Origin of the sequence: Devosia subaequoris (genome assembly GCF_014197055.1) — a bacterium.
In the GTDB taxonomy this organism is placed as follows: Bacteria; Pseudomonadota; Alphaproteobacteria; order Rhizobiales; family Devosiaceae; genus Devosia; species Devosia subaequoris.
Window position 1 is genome coordinate 224,478 of the sequence record NZ_JACIEW010000002.1, and the last position, 15,080, is coordinate 239,557.

Consider the following 15,080-nt stretch of genomic DNA (forward strand, 5'->3'; position numbering starts at 1 on the left):
GTGCCGCGCAGGATCTACTCAACGGCCGCACCTGGCTCTACTACGGCACAGGCAATCCGATCTCCAGAATCACCCGACGGATCGGTTGTCTGATCATCGGGACCTGAATGGATGATTATTGCCGTACCATCGTCATCAAACAGGCTGCCCTCCTGACCTTCTTCGAGAGTCACGAGATCAGAGGTCAACTCGACCCTGACCACGCCGTCCTCGCCAGCAGTTACATTGGGCATGTCGCCAAGGTGTGGCCCCTCGGGATTATCCAGCCCATGCTGCGCGTCAGTGGGATTGAAGTGTGAACCGGCACTCTCGAAATTGGTCGACGGATCGCATTCTCCGGTCTGATGGAAGTGGAAGCCATGGTCTCCCGGGGCCATGCCCTGGATGCCGCCCGAAAGGGTGACACTGCCATCATCGTTTGGCGTCAAGGTCACCGTCCCAACCTCGCTGCCATCGGCGGCAACAAACACTGCCAGGGCGCTCGGGCCTCCTAAGGCGTCTGCTCCGCTCTGAGGAGCATCCTGCGCCATCGCAGGAGCAGCAATCATCAAGGCGACGAGAGAGGCGGCGTGTATCTTGGTTCGCATGTGAAGGTCCTTTCGTATAACGCGAAGTGACGCTTCCTGCGCAACGGTGTGGATAGCCAGTGGTTCCGGCACCCGCATCGGTCAGCCCGGTGCCGGCCCTACCCCACCAGCGATTTTGGCGGCCGCATCTTGAGCGACCACAGCACGCAGCCAATCGCCAGCGACGAGGTCACCGTCGAATAGAAGAACGCATAGGCGCCAAAAAACTCGACCAGCACGCCGAACACGGTCAGCGCCAACATGGCCATGGCCATGTTGAGCATGTTGAAAAAGCCCTGCGCCTCTGCCGCATTGGCTTCATTGGTCCAGTTGGCAATGAAGTGCACCACCCCGAAATAGCCCATGCCAAAGCTGAAGGCATGCAGCGACTGGGTGAGAAACAGCACCTCCACCGGCGGATTGAACGCCATGATGGTAAAGCGGATCAAGCCGGCAACCGCGCCCGCCAGGATCATGTTACGTGCCGTCACCCGGCCACCGAAGCGCCGCCAGACAAACATCAGCACCGCCTCGCCGACGGCTGCAAAGCCCAGCAATGGGCCCAGGAAATAGCTCGGAATACCGTTTTCGTGCCAGAGCAGCGCCCCAAATCCGCCGATGACCGCGTTGGACGAATTGACCAGCGCAAAGGCCAGCAGCGGCAGCACGAACCAGGGCTGCAGCGCATCCTTGAGCCGGCTGGGCGGCGCCACCGCTTCGGGTGCTGCATCGGCCAGGGTCACCTGCGGTTTTGGCGCCCGGAAGCGCGGCAAAAGGAACGCCAGCCCGGCCCGTGCCACCACCATCAGCACGAAGAGCGTCACGAATGCGCCCGACCCCAGCACATTGAGAAACAGTCCGAATCCGCCCGCACCGACGACATAGCCGACCGTGGCCCAGGCCCGGATGACCCCGAAATCGGTGCCATTGCGGCGCGTCATGCGCACCGTCGCCGCATCGATCACCGGCGCCACCAGGCCATTGCTGGAGGCGCACAGCCCCCAGACCAGCAGGATGCCCCAGAACTCGGAGACGAAATACATTGGTATCGCCGTCAGCGCCGAAATGAGGGAGATGCCGATCAGCGCCGTTCGCCAGTCGTCGGCCCGGTCAGCTACACGCCCCACGATCATGTTGAGGCCCAGCAAAATCAGGGTCGGCAGCGCGTTGATCACCCCGATCTGATCAGCAGGAATGCCATGTTCGCTCAGCCAGATGCCCAAGAACACCGACGCAATGCCGCCCGGCAGATAGACGGTAAACTGATAAATGGATGCACGCAGCTCGGGCGAATCCCAGCGCGAAAAGGCCGATGGCATGGAAATGAACTCCCGGCGCAGAGGCGCGCCGCGTTCCCTCAACTGACTCGGATGCGCGTGCGAAGCAAGGGCATTTCTGCGCAAATTGTCCGCAAATCCGGTCTCTGGAACGTTCTAGATGGCTTTTGCCAGTCTTGAGGCCGCATGGGCCGGCGTCAGCGCGGAAAGAAATTGCCGGGCGCTGGCTGCCCAGGTGAACTGTTCACCCAATGCCCGCGCATCAGCCCGCCGCAAGGTCAGAGACCGCCGGACCGCCGCGCCCAGATCCTCCGACAGCGTCCCTGCCCTTGGGTCGGTCACCACATCGCGCGGCCCGGTTACCGGATAGGCGGCCACCGGCGTGCCCGACGCCAGGGCTTCGGTCACCACATTGCCGAATGTATCCGTGCGGCTTGGAAAGACGAACACATCGGCACTGCGATAGGCGGCAGCCAGCGCCTCGCCATGCAGATAGCCGATAAAATGTACCTGCGGATAGTGCCGCTCCAGATGCGCACGGTCCGGCCCATCGCCGACCACGATCTTGCTGCCCGGCACGTCGAGATCGAGAAACGCCGTCACGTTCTTCTCTGCCGAAACTCGCCCGACATAGAGCAGATGCGGACCCGGCAGGTCCGTGAACAGACTCTTCTCGCCGGGATGGAAGCGCGCCCCGTCCACACCCCGCCCCCACAGCGTCAGATGCGAGAACCCGCGGCCCCTCAATTCCGTGCGCAGCGACGGCGTCGGCACCATGGTCGCCACCGCCGGGTCATGGAACCAGCGCAGATAGCCATAGCTCCACTCCTCCGGCAACGGCAGCCGCGCCGCCGCATATTCGGGAAAGCGGGTGTGAAAGCTGGTGGTGAAAGCCTTGCCACGATCCAGGCAATAGCGCCGCGCCAAAAGGCCCAGCGGGCCTTCAGTCGCAATATGAATGTGATGTGCTCGCGAGCGCGCCATGGTCATGAACACAGCTCTGCGCGAGGCGAGCGACAGCCTGATTTCGGGATAGGTTGGGACTGGCACGGTCCAGAACGGCTCCGGAGTGAGGAAGCTGACCTCATGCCCCCAGGCCCGCAATTGTTTGGCGACGCTTTCGAGCGTGCGCACCACGCCATTGATTTGCGGGCGCCACGCATCGGTGACAATCAGGATACGGCGGCGGGAAAGCTTGGGATCAATGTACATGGCGACACCACGATTGCTCGCAATGCCATCATGGTGCGCGCGCCTTGCGTCGCTTGCGTGACGGGCACGTGACGTTCACTTGACGGGCTTACAGCCCGGAACTCTGGCGCAATTTCACTTTGCGTGCGTCGCCGGTCACCATTTCGGTCCACTTGATGAGTTCGAACGCCCCATCGTGATTCTCGACAATGGCCGTGCAACTCTCCACCCAGTCGCCGGTATTGATATACTGAATGCCCAGCCGGTCGTGGATGTCGGCGAAATGGATATGGCCGCAGATCACGCCATCGACGCCGCTTTCCTTGGCTTCGTGCACCAGCGCCTCCTCGAACTGGCCGATTACCGACACAGCGTTCTTCACCTTCTGCTTGGCCCAGGCACTGAGCGACCAGTATTGCAGCCCCAACCGCCGCCGCACCCAGTTAATGGCGATGTTGACGCGCAGCGCCGCGTTATAAGCCCAGTCCCCGACATGGGCGAGCCACTTGGCATTCATCACCACCACGTCGAACTGGTCGCCATGGATCACCAGATAGGTCTTGCCCGTTGCTGAGGTGTGGATGGTGCGATCCACCAGCTCGATTTCGCCGAAATAGGTGCCGAGATACTCGCGCAGAAATTCGTCGTGGTTGCCCGGCAGGTAGACGATCCGCGTCCCCGCAGTCGCCTTGTCGAGCATGATCTGGATCACCTCATTGTACTGCGCCGGCCAGTGCCACTGCTTGGCCAGCCGCCAGCCATCGAGAATATCCCCGACCAGGTAAATCGTCTCGGCATCATGTGCGCGCAGGAAATCGGCCAGTTGCGCACTGCGGATCGGCTTCATGCCCAGATGCACATCGGACAGGAAAAGCGCCCGAACGCGCCTGATCTCGCGGTCTTCCGACATCAGTCTCGGGCCTCCTCAATACGGGACGGTATCTTATCGGCTGCACCCCGCGCTGCAAACAACGCTTGCCAAGAAAGCCGGGGAAAGCCTTTTCACTGCAACCGCGCCTTCAGCGCCACGATGCGCCGGTAGCTCTCCTCGATTCGCGCGGCAAAGGCCGGGTCAGCCCCAGCCTCGCTCATCAGAATGTCGAGCACTTCCCGGGCCAGGCCGGGGCGATAATCGGCCGTGTTGGAGAACAGCAGAACATCCATTCCCGCGTTCACTGCATTGACCACCGTTTCATCCAGCAAAAAATGATCGCGAATGGCGCCCATTTCCAGATCATCGCTGATCACTACGCCGTCGAAGCCAAGCTCGCCCCGCAACACGCCATCGATCCAGCGCGGCGAAAGCGAGGAAGGGGTCTCCCCGTCGCCACCGGCAAAATCGGCGTGATAGAGGTGCCCAACCATAACCATGTCGACCATGTTTTCGGCGATAAGCACCCGGTACGGCTCCAACTCGTCCGGCGACCAACTCCGCGTGATGTCCACGAAACCTTCATGGCTGTCGGCTGTAGACGAGCCATGCCCCGGAAAGTGCTTTAACGCCGTCACAAGCCCTGCGGCGCGATGGGCGCGCACAAAGGCCATATTATAGTCGATGACCACCATGGGATCGGCAGAATAGGCCCGACCGAAGCGGGCGATGATCTGGTTGTCGGGATTGGTGTTCAGGTCCGCAACCGGACCGAAATTGACCGAGAAACCCTGCTCAGCAACGCCTTCGGCCATGCGAGCGTAGATCGCTTCGGCCTGCTCAGGCGTATTGTTGGCAGCAATTTTTTTCGCATTGGGAATTTCGGCAAAACCCACTTCGCGGGTCAGCCGCTCTACTGCTCCACCTTCCTGGTCAAGCGTGATGAAGGGGGGCAAGTCGGGCGACGCAGCACGAAAAAGGGCATTCATATCGCGCACTGTCTGCAGGCTCGATACATTCTTCTTGAGATACATCACCCCGCCCAACCGGCCGTCCTCAAGGTCGCTGACGACGGCCTTGATGCCGGCATCGGCAGGTTCGTCGCCCTCAAAACCGACAATAATCATCTGCCCCGCCATTTCTTCCAGCGTCGCGGCCGCCACCGGCTGCGCCAGAAGCGGCAGAACAAACAGGGCATGGAGAAATCGAAGCACTGGCATCACCTGCTGAGGAATCGGAGCCGCAGAGTGCCCAGCAAATGGCGGCAAGACAATGGTCTCCCCTGAATAGGGGATGCCGGAGGGTTGTTGGCTATGCCACCTGTGCGGATGGTGGACGCAGGACCGGTGGTTTCAACCTTCCAGCCGGCCCCCGCCGAACTGGAAGGGCGGTGGATTGTGTTTCCACCGCCCGCTTTTTCTGGCCTTACGCCGGTTTGTTCTGGCGATTGGCGATCAGGTCATCCACGACGGAGGGATCTGCCAGGGTCGAGGTGTCCCCAAGCGAGCCAAACTCGTTCTCCGCGACCTTTCGCAGAATGCGGCGCATGATCTTGCCCGAACGCGTCTTGGGTAGTCCCGGCGCCCACTGAATGAAATCGGGCGAAGCGATAGGACCGATTTCCTTGCGCACCCAGTTGCGCAGCTCCAGCCGCAGCTCGTCGCTGCTCTCCTCGCCCGCCATCAGCGTGACATAGCAATATATGCCCTGCCCCTTGATGTCGTGCGGGAAGCCAACCACGGCCGCCTCGGAAACCTTTGGGTGAGCAACCAGGGCGCTCTCCACCTCGGCCGTACCCAGCCGGTGGCCTGAAACATTGAGCACGTCGTCGACACGCCCTGTGATCCAGTAGTAGCCATCACTGTCACGACGGCAGCCGTCACCTGTGAAGTAGTTGCCCTTATAGGTCTCGAAATAGGTCGAGACGAAACGGCCATGATCGCCCCAGATGGTTCGGGCCTGACTGGGCCAGCTATCCTTGATGACCAGCACGCCTTCAGCCTTGGTCTGCTCCTGCACCTTGCCCTCGGGCGAAAGCACTTCGGGCTGAATGCCGAAGAACGGCTTGGTCGCCGAACCGGGTTTGGTTGCGATAGCACCGGGGAATGGCGCGATCATATGCCCGCCGGTTTCCGTCTGCCACCAGGCGTCCACGATCTCGCACCGGCCCTTGCCGACCTTGTTGTAATACCACATCCAGGCTTCGGGATTGATCGGCTCGCCTACAGTGCCGAGCAGCCGCAGCGAGGACATCTCGTGCTTCTCGACAAATTCAGCACCTGCACCCATCAGGGCGCGGATGGCAGTCGGCGCCGTATGGAAAATATTGACCTGGTGACGTTCCACCACTTGCCAGAAGCGGCTGGCATCGGGCCAGGACGGAATGCCCTCGAACATCACTGTCGTCGCGCCATTGGCCAGCGGACCATAGACGATATAGCTGTGTCCGGTGACCCAGCCGACATCGGCCGTGCACCAGAACACGTCGCCCTTGTTATAGTCGAAGCTCAACTCGTGAGTCATCGATGTGTAGAGCAGATACCCGCCCTGGGTATGCAGCACGCCCTTGGGCTTGCCGGTCGAGCCTGAGGTATAGAGGATGAACAGCGGATCTTCGGCGTTCATCGGCTCGGGGTCGTTGAACGGCTCGACGCCAGCAGCGGCTTCGTGCCACCACACATCGCGTGAACCCTTCATGGCGACGTCGGCGCCGGTATTGTTCACCACCAGCACCTTGGAGACGCCCGGACAGTCTTCCAGAGCCTTATCGACATTGGCCTTGAGCGGCACGGTCTTGCCACCCCGACGGCCTTCGTCGGCAGTGATGACCACCGCCGAGTCGCAGTCATTGATGCGACCCGCCAACGCGTCGGGCGAGAAGCCGCCGAACACCACCGAGTGCACGGCTCCGATGCGGGCGCAGGCCAGCATCGCATAGGCAGCCTGCGGGATCATCGGCAGGTAAATGGTGACGCGATCACCCTTCTTGACGCCCAGAGACTTCAGCACATTTGCGCAGCGGCACACTTCTTCATGGAGTGTGCGATAGGAAATATGCGCTGCCTGGTCATTCGGATTATCCGGCTCCCAGATAATGGCGATGTCATCACCGCGCTCAGCCAGGTGCCGGTCGATGCAATTGGCGGCGACGTTGAGCACGCCATCCTCGAACCATTTGATTGACACGTCGGGGTATTCGAACGTGGTGTTCTTGATCTTGGTGGGGAAAGTTACCCAGTCGAGGCGCTTGGCCTGTTCCGCCCAGAAACCGTCCGGGTCCTGGATCGAACGCTGATACAGCGCATCATACTGCTCGGCCGTGGTGTGGGTGCGCGCGATCGCGGCCGCGCTTGGCTGGAATACGAGCTGGTCGCTCATCGTCATCCTCCCTTGTCTCTCCCGGCATCCGTTCTAATGTTCCACCCCCATGGCGGCAAGGCCTAGTACCTGCGACTTAATGGGTTTTTCCGGCAAGGGTGTTTGCCCAAAGGGCACGGCACCTGCCGTTAACCAGAGCCGACTACACTCTTTCGCACCATTAGCGCGGAGCAGCATCATGGCAGAAATGACCATTCGGGCCGCCACCCATGCGGACCTTGACCTTGTGTATCGCGAACTGGCCGATGTCATCGAGACCTCGCCGCACTACAATGACCGCTTCAAGCAACATGAGGCCGGCAGGCTGGATCGCACCTTTCTCAAGGGACTGATGGCCATCGACCCCTGGCATATCATGCTGATGTGCGCCGACGGCGTCCCGGGCGGCGCGATGGTGTCCGGACCGGAATGCGGCTCGATCTTTCGCTACTGGAGCTGGGTATTTCCCAGCCACCGCCAGACCAAGCTGGGCATGTTCGGCATGCGCGAATTCGATGCTCATTGGGACAATACCCGCTTTCACAAGGCCTACACCTTTGTCCGTCCGGAAAACGAAATCGCGCGCATGCTGCTCAAGCGCTACGGCTACAAGGAAACCGCCCTGCTCGAGCAACACATCTTCGGCCAGGACTACCTGTTGATCGAAAAGTTCTATACGCGCCCCGATGTCCCCTATGACAGCGGCTATGTCGGACGCCTGGGGCGCCTCAAGAACCGGATCAAGGGGCTGGTGGGGGCCTAGAACCTATTCCGCAGCCACCACGCGACGCGCCTTGAACCACTGCAATATCGACACGTCGATCTGTGCGGTTCTGAGCGCGATCAGCCAGAGAGCCACCGACCAGACCGAAATGGCGATTATGGCGGCAAGTGCTGCGCCAACCAGATGGAACGTCGGCACCAGCACCAAATTTCCGGCAAAAAGAGTGCCCATGCCGAGCAGCACAGCGGGTAGGCTGGCCCAGGGCCGGTCGTGGATGGATAGCACCATCGACGCCGGGCCCATGACCGAGCGAACCACCAGCCCCAGGCACAATATGGCCAGGGGCAGTGCCCCGGCGGTGAATGCAGGGCCGAACAGCAGCAAGGCGAACGGCGCCCCGACGATCACGAGGCCAAACAGCACCAGCGAAACCACACTCGCCGCCAAATTAGCCTCGCCCACCTTGCGATGGAAGGCCGCGCGATCCGCATTGGCCTCGCTTTCGAACATGTCCGGCAGGATCACGGCATAGACTGCGGCCACGCCGAACGACACCAGAGCAAAAATCCGCGTGCAGACACCAAAAATGGCGAGTTCCTCGCGGTCGAGCAGATTGGCAAGCAACAGCAGGTCGATATCGAAGAAGAAGTCCGTTGCCAGCGTGATAAGCACCCACGGCGCGGCAAACCGCCACCAGCGCGGCGCGTCGGCACCTCGCGTCTCGGCGGTCTCGCCGACGCGCGGCAGCGTCACGATGACAAATCCCATATGCACGAGGGCGATCAGCACATAGCCGAAGGCGGTGCCCCACAGCATGGCACCGAAAGCCTCGGTGGGCGCGTTCAAGATCGCAGCACTGGCAAGCACTGTTCCCAACACCATCAAGGGGCGGAAAATCCCGTCCGCGAAGAAGCCGGCAAAGGGACGTTTGAGCCCGACAAGCACGGCGCCGTTGACATAGACCAGCGCTGTCGCCAGTGCGAGCAAGGCCACCGGCGTGTAATGCACGGCAACAACATGTTGCCCCAGCCCGAGCCAGCCCAGCACAAACGGCCCCGCCAGCATCAGCACCAGAAAGGTCAGGCCGACATGACTATAGGCGCGAATGACGAAGGCGATGAGCTGGCGTCGATCGTTTCGCGCACGGTACTCGGCAGCGAAATAGGTGCCGATGGTTTGAAAACCCAATGGCATGGTCACCGCGATCAGGTTAACCGCAGCGATCACCACCAGATAGTCACCCAGGATGGCGGCGCCCCAGACCTGGGCGATGAAAGCCTGCACCAGAAATATCAGGCCGGCACCGAACAATCGTCCGCCGAAAATGATCGTCGATTGCGATGCCAGCCGGCGCGCGAGGCTCATTGGAACTCTTCAGGCATTGGCGAGGGTGTCTGATCAGGCCGGGCCCGCGAGGGTCGCACCGCCTCGATCTGACGGCGCAGCTCATTATAGGCCTCACGGGCTGCAAAGGCTCCGGCGCCCAGCGCATAGGCCAGAGGTCGCGTTGCAAAATTGGCCACCGGCGGCACCGGCCGGATCAGGCCAGCATCGCCCACCATGCCTTTCTTGAATTGGTGCAGCCCATGGAAACCATCGGTGCCGCCCAGATCGTACCAGCTTGCACGGGTGTGGTCGCGCAACCAGCGAATTACATGCCAATGCAGGAAATAGCCGGCGCGCAGTGGCAGCGCCCTGTCGCTCGTGGCTCCATAGAGATAGACGGCCCGATCTCCCGACTTGAAGATCAGCGCGCCCGCAACCAGTTCGCCGGCCTGCCGCACGAAAAACAATTCGGGCCGCAAGGGCTGGTCCAGCGCCATCAGCGCATCCAGCGTGTCGAAAGCCGAATAGTCAGGAAATTGCTTGCGATCGCTCATTGCCGCATAGAGCGCCTTGAACGCATCGAGTTGATTGGCGCCAGCATGCTCGAAGACCAGCTCGGATTTCTCTGACTTGTTGAGCTGACGCCGCCAGGTCTGGCCAAAGCTCTTGCGTTGCGCCTCGTCCGAGAGGCGCAGATTGACCAGATAGCGATCCGGAAACCGCAGGGTCGCGCCTCGTTTGAAGCCGCGCGCGCGCAGACTGCGATATTCGACGTGGCTATCCTGCGTGCTGGCATGGGGCAGGATGGAGAGCATCATGCCGCGCTTGTCGGCATATTCAGCTACCAACGCCTCGATCATGCCCTGGTAAAGCAGCGCGCCGTCCTGGGCGTTTGTGTCTGCCAGCATCGGGCCCCATTTGATGATGGCAATGTGGCTCAGGCCAAGCGGCAGACGCTGTACCATGACCAGCGAACCGCCTACGATGCGCCCCAGGCGCTCGAAGAGGCGGGGTTCAACCTTTACACCGGGCCAGCGGATCGAGGCGAACGCGAAAAGCTGCTCCTGGCAAACACCATCGAAGCCGCCAACGACCGTGTCCCATTCCTGCCCATCGACGGGACGCGCAATTACACCCGCCGCCATCCGGGTCGGCGAAGACACCATGGCCTCGGCGTCATTTTGGGCGGCTCCTGCGGATAGTGACATGGCTCTGCTTCCAACTGATGCGCATTCAGCCAGACGCTAGACCCATCAGGTATGCAAATCCCTATCCCGTCGCAACAAATGTCCCATTATTGCGGCCTTGGTTACTAAAGCCTACCGCCTCAATGTGCCGCGCCAGTGGCCCCAACCTCATGCGGCGTGTAAAGCGGCACGACCCACAAAGCCAGCGCGATACTCAGGATAATGGGAATAGCGCACGCGGCAGCTCGAAGATGTGGCGTGCGATTTTAGCAGCCACCCAGCCCACAACCTGAACATCTTACATTTGGCGTATGAACAGCATCACCCCGCGGCCGCATCGCTAGGCCGTCTCTGAAACGCCTGCTCCCCCGGCATTCAGAGGTACAATTGACAGCCGAAGCAGTTAGTGCAAAGCTACATTAGTTTAACGCAAAACCGCTGATTAGTTGGGTGTAAATTTCCACTTTATTGGCGCCTATAGGTTTAGCGATATACCGAGGATTTGCAGTTGGCACGCGTTACGATCAAGGACATTGCGATAGCGGCCAACGTGTCGGCGATGACCGTTTCAAACGTCATCAACGCGCGCACTTCCAAGGCGTCGCCGGACACAGTCGAACGCATCAATGAAGCGATCCGGACGCTGGGCTACCAGCCGAACCTCTCCGCCCGAGCGCTCGCCTCGAAGGCATCGCGGCTCATAGGGGTTGTGGTTCCCTTTACTGAAGACCAGAACCAGCTGCTGCTCGACAATCCCTTTTATGCGGAGGTGATCTCCGGCATAGAAAGCGCTCTGCGCGCGCGCGGCTATTTCATGATGCTGTCCGGTCTTGGCGAGACGTCCAATGAAGTCGACGTCTTGGCGCAGTGGAATGTGGATGCGCTGATCGCGATAGGCATCTATCGCGAAGGCCTGTTCGAACGCCTGCGCAAGCGCCACCTTCCTACCCTGCTCGTCGATTCCTACCTGACCGACGACCACGTGCATCATTTGCGGATCGCTGACGATCAGGCCGCGCGCCGCGCCACGGAGCACCTTATTGCCCATGGGCACCGGCGCATCGCGCTTGTCACCGGCGCAGTCCGCGATGGCGGGGTCATCGAGCAGCGCCTTGCGGGTTACCGGCTTGCCCTTGACGCAGCTGATATCCCGTTCGATCCGGACTTGGTGCTGGCCGGATCGGTCACCTTTGACTGGGGTATCGATGCCGCCGAACAATTGATCGCGCGGCGGGCGACGGCGGCCTTCTGTACAGCCGACCTCATTGCAGCCGGTGTGCTCAGCGGCCTGCACCAGCGCGATATCGACATTCCGGGAGATATCAGCGTGCTGGGCTTCGACAATTTGCCGGTGTCGCAGATGGTTTACCCGGCGCTCAGTACCGTCGACCAGGCCATCCTCGACAAGGGAAAGCTGGCGGGGAACCTGGTTCTGGATCTGCTCGAAGGCCGCAAACCGCCTCGTGAAACCCGCCTCGAGGCCCGCATCATTGAACGCCAGAGCGTCGGGCCGGTGCGTAAATGAGCGCCGCATCCTTTTCCCGTGGCTGGCCAAAATATGGGGCCCTGGCAGTTCTACTGGCACCGAGCCTTGCCGGCATGGCCATCTTCGTCATGGGGCCGATCCTAGGCTCCTTGGCCCTGAGCTTCTCTAGCTGGGACATGTTTGCCGACATCGAGTGGATCGGCATTGAGAACTACACCAAGGCAGTCGCGGACCCGGCGGTCCGCACGGCACTTGGCAATACGCTGCTCTTTATCCTGGGCTACCTGCCGCCGGTCGTGAGCATCGGACTTGGCCTTGCGCTGATGCTCAACCGGACATTTCCCGGCCGCACGCTGTTTCGCGCCATCTATTTCGTCCCGGTGGTGACCTCCTGGGTTGCGGTATCGCTGGTCTGGAAGTGGCTCCTCAATCCCGAATTCGGACTGATCAACTATGGTCTTTCCCTACTGGGCGTGGACGGACCAGGTTGGCTCTACGACCCGCAATGGGCCATGGCCGGCATCGTCCTGACGTCCATCTGGAAGGATGTCGGCTTCATCATGGTCATATACCTGGCGGGCCTGCAGGAGATACCTAACAATCTTTACGAAGCCGCAGAAATCGACGGTATCCACCCGCTGCAGGTCTTCTGGCGGATCACCTTGCCACTGCTCGCACCCACAACCTTTTTTGTCACCACGATCTCGCTGATCAATTCCTTCCAGGTGTTTGATCAGGTCTGGATCATGACCGAAGGCGGGCCGGCCGGCGCCACCAGCGTGATCATGGAACTGATCTACAAAAATGCCTTCCGCTACTACCAGATGGGCTACGCCTCGGCGATATCGTGGCTCCTGTTCGCCATCATCTTTGCGGTAACCATCGCGCAACACCTGCTGCAACGCCGGTGGGGGGCGACGGAATGACCACTCTTGCCGTACCCGTGGCACGCCAGTCCGCACCCCGACTTCCGCGCCTCAGTCTGGTGGGCATAGCCTTTGGCGCGGTGATGGTCCTAGGTGCAGCGGTGATGCTGCTGCCCTTTGCCTGGATGATCTCGACATCGCTCAAGACCGCTGGCGCCACCTTCGTCATGCCGCCGCAACTCATCCCCGCCGAACCAACGCTGGACAACTACGCTGCTGCCTTCACCACCCTGCCCATGGGGCGGTTTTTGCTCAACAGCCTGTTGGTCTCGCTGGCGAGCACGGTGCTGATGGTCCTGAACTGCGCCATGGCTGGCTATGCCTTTGCGCGCATACCCTTCCGCGGCCGCACTCTGCTGTTCTACACCTATCTCGCCACGCTGATGGTGCCGCAGCAGGTGACGCTGACGCCCCTCTTCGTGCTGATGACGCAACTGGGCTGGACCAATACCTACCAGGCCCTCATTCTGCCCGGCAGCTTCGGTGCCTTCGGCACCTTCCTGATGCGCCAGTTCTTTCAAAAATTGCCGCGCGAAGTGGAAGAAGCGGCCTTCATCGACGGCGCCGGCTATATTCGTATCTTCTTCGGCATCGCCATCCACCTGGCCCGCCCGGCCCTGGCGACGCTGTTCATCTTTGCCTTCATGCAGAGCTGGAACAACTTTCTCTGGCCCCTGATCATCACCAGCGACACCCAGATGATGACCCTGCCGCTGGGCCTTTCAGCCCTCCAGGGGCGCTACACCACCAATTGGAACGTGCTGATGGCCGGCACGGTGATCAGCACCCTGCCGGTGCTGGCCGTCTACGTCTTCGCGCAGAAATACATCATCCGGGGCCTGTCCCATACCGGCCTCAAATAACGACTCAAAGGGAGGAAACCATGAGTAAGACGACAAAGCTGCTGGCGGGCTTAGCCGCTACTGCCCTTCTGGCCAATATGGCCAACGCGCAGGAAACCACGATCAAGTATATGACGTTCTCCGCGGCGCCCAACTACATTGCCCAACTCGAGGAAACGATCGCCGCCTTCGAAGCCCAACACCCCGAGATCAATGTTGAATACGAGACTGCTGCCTTCAGTGACTATTTCACCAAACTGCAGACGCTGGTGGCCTCGCGCAGCCTCCCCGACACCTTCGAGCTCAACTACGAGAACTTCGTCACCTATGCCGAGCGTGATGCCCTGCTCGATCTCAATCCACTGATCGCGGCCGACGAGAGTTTCGATGTCGGGGTCTACAACCCCACCGCACTCGCTGCCTTTGCGCTGGATGGCAAGCAATATGGTCTGGTGGAGAGCTTCTCCAACGTCGTGCTCTACTACAACAAGGACCTGTTTGACGCCGCCGGCCTCGACTACCCGAGTGCTGATTGGACCTGGGACGACGAACTGGCCGCCGCACAGGCGTTGACCAATACAGAAACCGGCGTCTGGGGCACTTTCTCGCCCATCCAGTTCTGGGAATTTTACAAGACCATCGCTCAGAATGGTGGCGCAGTTCTCAATGCCGACAAGACCGAGGTAACCCTGGCGACACCCGAGAATGTCGAGGCGCTGACCTGGATGATCGACAAGGTCAACACCCACAAGGTGACCCCGACCGATGCGGAGATGGGCGGCCAGTCGCCTGAGGACCTCTTCAAGGCCGGCAAGATCGCCATGCTGCGCACAGGCATCTGGATGCTGGGTGCCTTCGCCGATGCGCCGTTTAACTGGGATATCGAGCTCGAGCCCGGCAAGACGCAGAAGGCTCACCACTTTTTTGCCAATGGGGTGGCCGTTTCGGCCCAGTCGCAGAATGCCGAAGCGGCCTATGAATGGGTGAAATTCCTGACCTCGTCCAAGGAGGCTGTCGAGATCCGCATCGCCGCAGGCTGGGAACTGCCCGCCGTCACAGACGAGGCCGCACTTGAAGGCTACCTGGCCCAGCCCATCCCCGAAAGCCGCGAAGTCGTGTTTGAGGCGCTGGACTCGGCGGTCGTGCCGCCTGTCATCGGCAATTGGAACCAGTTGACCGACGCCGTCGGCAAGGAACTCGATGAAGCAAAGCTCGGCCGCAAGACACCCGAACAGGCGCTGACCGACGCTGCAGCGATCGTTCAAGGCCTCCTTTAGTCTCCTCCCGGGCCGGGGTGCCACCTGGCACCCCGGCTTTCTCGTGCCCG

General features: G+C 60.9%; 13 protein-coding genes. 5 read left to right on the forward strand and 8 right to left on the reverse strand.

Going from position 1 to position 15,080, the window contains the following annotated elements:
• Nucleotides 1–14: 14 nt before the first annotated feature.
• The 6 genes from GGR20_RS05735 to acs form a co-directional block, all read right to left on the reverse strand.
• Nucleotides 15–587, reverse strand: a complete 573-nt coding sequence (locus GGR20_RS05735) for a superoxide dismutase family protein (protein WP_183310287.1) — start codon at nucleotides 585–587, stop codon at nucleotides 15–17.
• A 98-nt stretch (nucleotides 588–685) separates the two neighbouring features.
• Nucleotides 686–1,885: an MFS transporter gene (locus GGR20_RS05740; RefSeq protein WP_183310288.1), complete on the reverse strand. Its 1,200-nt coding sequence runs from the start codon at nucleotides 1,883–1,885 to the stop codon at nucleotides 686–688.
• Nucleotides 1,886–1,999: 114 nt separating this feature from the next.
• Nucleotides 2,000–3,055 (reverse strand): glycosyltransferase family 4 protein, encoded by a 1,056-nt coding sequence (locus GGR20_RS05745; RefSeq protein WP_183310289.1) that lies wholly within the window; start codon nucleotides 3,053–3,055, stop codon nucleotides 2,000–2,002.
• A gap of 88 nt (nucleotides 3,056–3,143) precedes the next feature.
• Complete coding sequence (locus GGR20_RS05750) at nucleotides 3,144–3,944, reverse strand: UDP-2,3-diacylglucosamine diphosphatase (protein WP_183310290.1); 801 nt, start codon at nucleotides 3,942–3,944, stop codon at nucleotides 3,144–3,146.
• A 92-nt stretch (nucleotides 3,945–4,036) separates the two neighbouring features.
• Nucleotides 4,037–5,119: a glycoside hydrolase family 3 N-terminal domain-containing protein gene (locus GGR20_RS05755; RefSeq protein WP_183310291.1), complete on the reverse strand. Its 1,083-nt coding sequence runs from the start codon at nucleotides 5,117–5,119 to the stop codon at nucleotides 4,037–4,039.
• Between the two features lie 211 nt (nucleotides 5,120–5,330).
• Nucleotides 5,331–7,283, reverse strand: coding sequence for an acetate--CoA ligase (gene acs, locus GGR20_RS05760; RefSeq protein WP_183310292.1), 1,953 nt, complete (start codon nucleotides 7,281–7,283; stop codon nucleotides 5,331–5,333).
• A gap of 178 nt (nucleotides 7,284–7,461) precedes the next feature.
• Between acs and GGR20_RS05765 the strand changes: the two genes are divergently transcribed.
• Nucleotides 7,462–8,025 (forward strand): hypothetical protein, encoded by a 564-nt coding sequence (locus GGR20_RS05765; protein ID WP_183310293.1) that lies wholly within the window; start codon nucleotides 7,462–7,464, stop codon nucleotides 8,023–8,025.
• Nucleotides 8,026–8,028: 3 nt separating this feature from the next.
• Here the strand turns inward: GGR20_RS05765 and GGR20_RS05770 are convergent, their stop codons facing one another.
• Both GGR20_RS05770 and GGR20_RS05775 read right to left on the reverse strand, forming a co-directional pair.
• The gene (locus tag GGR20_RS05770) at nucleotides 8,029–9,351 is read right to left on the reverse strand and encodes a lipopolysaccharide biosynthesis protein (RefSeq protein ID WP_183310294.1); all 1,323 of its coding nucleotides are present in this window, start codon (nucleotides 9,349–9,351) and stop codon (nucleotides 8,029–8,031) included.
• Nucleotides 9,348–10,520 carry a lipid II:glycine glycyltransferase FemX gene (locus GGR20_RS05775; protein ID WP_183310295.1) on the reverse strand — a complete coding sequence of 391 codons (1,173 nt, stop codon included), beginning with the start codon at nucleotides 10,518–10,520 and terminating at the stop codon, nucleotides 9,348–9,350. The genes GGR20_RS05770 and GGR20_RS05775 overlap by 4 nt, the downstream gene beginning before the upstream one ends.
• A gap of 487 nt (nucleotides 10,521–11,007) precedes the next feature.
• On the opposite strand from GGR20_RS05775, the gene GGR20_RS05780 reads away from it, so the two are divergent.
• Genes GGR20_RS05780 through GGR20_RS05795 form a run of 4 tightly spaced genes read left to right on the forward strand, consistent with a single transcriptional unit; the run spans nucleotide 11,008 to nucleotide 15,030 of the window.
• Entirely contained in the window at nucleotides 11,008–12,024 is a 1,017-nt protein-coding gene (locus GGR20_RS05780) for a LacI family DNA-binding transcriptional regulator (RefSeq protein ID WP_183310296.1), read from the forward strand.
• The gene (locus GGR20_RS05785; protein ID WP_183310297.1) at nucleotides 12,021–12,911 is read left to right on the forward strand and encodes a carbohydrate ABC transporter permease; all 891 of its coding nucleotides are present in this window, start codon (nucleotides 12,021–12,023) and stop codon (nucleotides 12,909–12,911) included. The genes GGR20_RS05780 and GGR20_RS05785 overlap by 4 nt, the downstream gene beginning before the upstream one ends.
• Nucleotides 12,908–13,774 carry a carbohydrate ABC transporter permease gene (locus GGR20_RS05790; protein WP_183310298.1) on the forward strand — a complete coding sequence of 289 codons (867 nt, stop codon included), beginning with the start codon at nucleotides 12,908–12,910 and terminating at the stop codon, nucleotides 13,772–13,774. Before GGR20_RS05785 ends, GGR20_RS05790 begins: the two co-directional genes overlap by 4 nt.
• A gap of 20 nt (nucleotides 13,775–13,794) precedes the next feature.
• Nucleotides 13,795–15,030, forward strand: coding sequence for an ABC transporter substrate-binding protein (locus GGR20_RS05795; protein ID WP_183310299.1), 1,236 nt, complete (start codon nucleotides 13,795–13,797; stop codon nucleotides 15,028–15,030).
• Nucleotides 15,031–15,080: the final 50 nt, after the last annotated feature.

Coding starts and splice junctions, on each gene's coding strand:
- GGR20_RS05775 (WP_183310295.1), bottom strand. CDS start 10,520: ATGTCACTATCCGCAGGAGCCGCCCAAAATGACGCCGAGGCCATGGTG.
- GGR20_RS05740 (WP_183310288.1), bottom strand. CDS start 1,885: ATGCCATCGGCCTTTTCGCGCTGGGATTCGCCCGAGCTGCGTGCATCC.
- GGR20_RS05735 (WP_183310287.1), bottom strand. CDS start 587: ATGCGAACCAAGATACACGCCGCCTCTCTCGTCGCCTTGATGATTGCT.
- acs (WP_183310292.1), bottom strand. CDS start 7,283: ATGAGCGACCAGCTCGTATTCCAGCCAAGCGCGGCCGCGATCGCGCGC.
- GGR20_RS05785 (WP_183310297.1), top strand. CDS start 12,021: ATGAGCGCCGCATCCTTTTCCCGTGGCTGGCCAAAATATGGGGCCCTG.
- GGR20_RS05770 (WP_183310294.1), bottom strand. CDS start 9,351: ATGAGCCTCGCGCGCCGGCTGGCATCGCAATCGACGATCATTTTCGGC.
- GGR20_RS05745 (WP_183310289.1), bottom strand. CDS start 3,055: ATGTACATTGATCCCAAGCTTTCCCGCCGCCGTATCCTGATTGTCACC.
- GGR20_RS05750 (WP_183310290.1), bottom strand. CDS start 3,944: ATGTCGGAAGACCGCGAGATCAGGCGCGTTCGGGCGCTTTTCCTGTCC.
- GGR20_RS05765 (WP_183310293.1), top strand. CDS start 7,462: ATGGCAGAAATGACCATTCGGGCCGCCACCCATGCGGACCTTGACCTT.
- GGR20_RS05795 (WP_183310299.1), top strand. CDS start 13,795: ATGAGTAAGACGACAAAGCTGCTGGCGGGCTTAGCCGCTACTGCCCTT.
- GGR20_RS05790 (WP_183310298.1), top strand. CDS start 12,908: ATGACCACTCTTGCCGTACCCGTGGCACGCCAGTCCGCACCCCGACTT.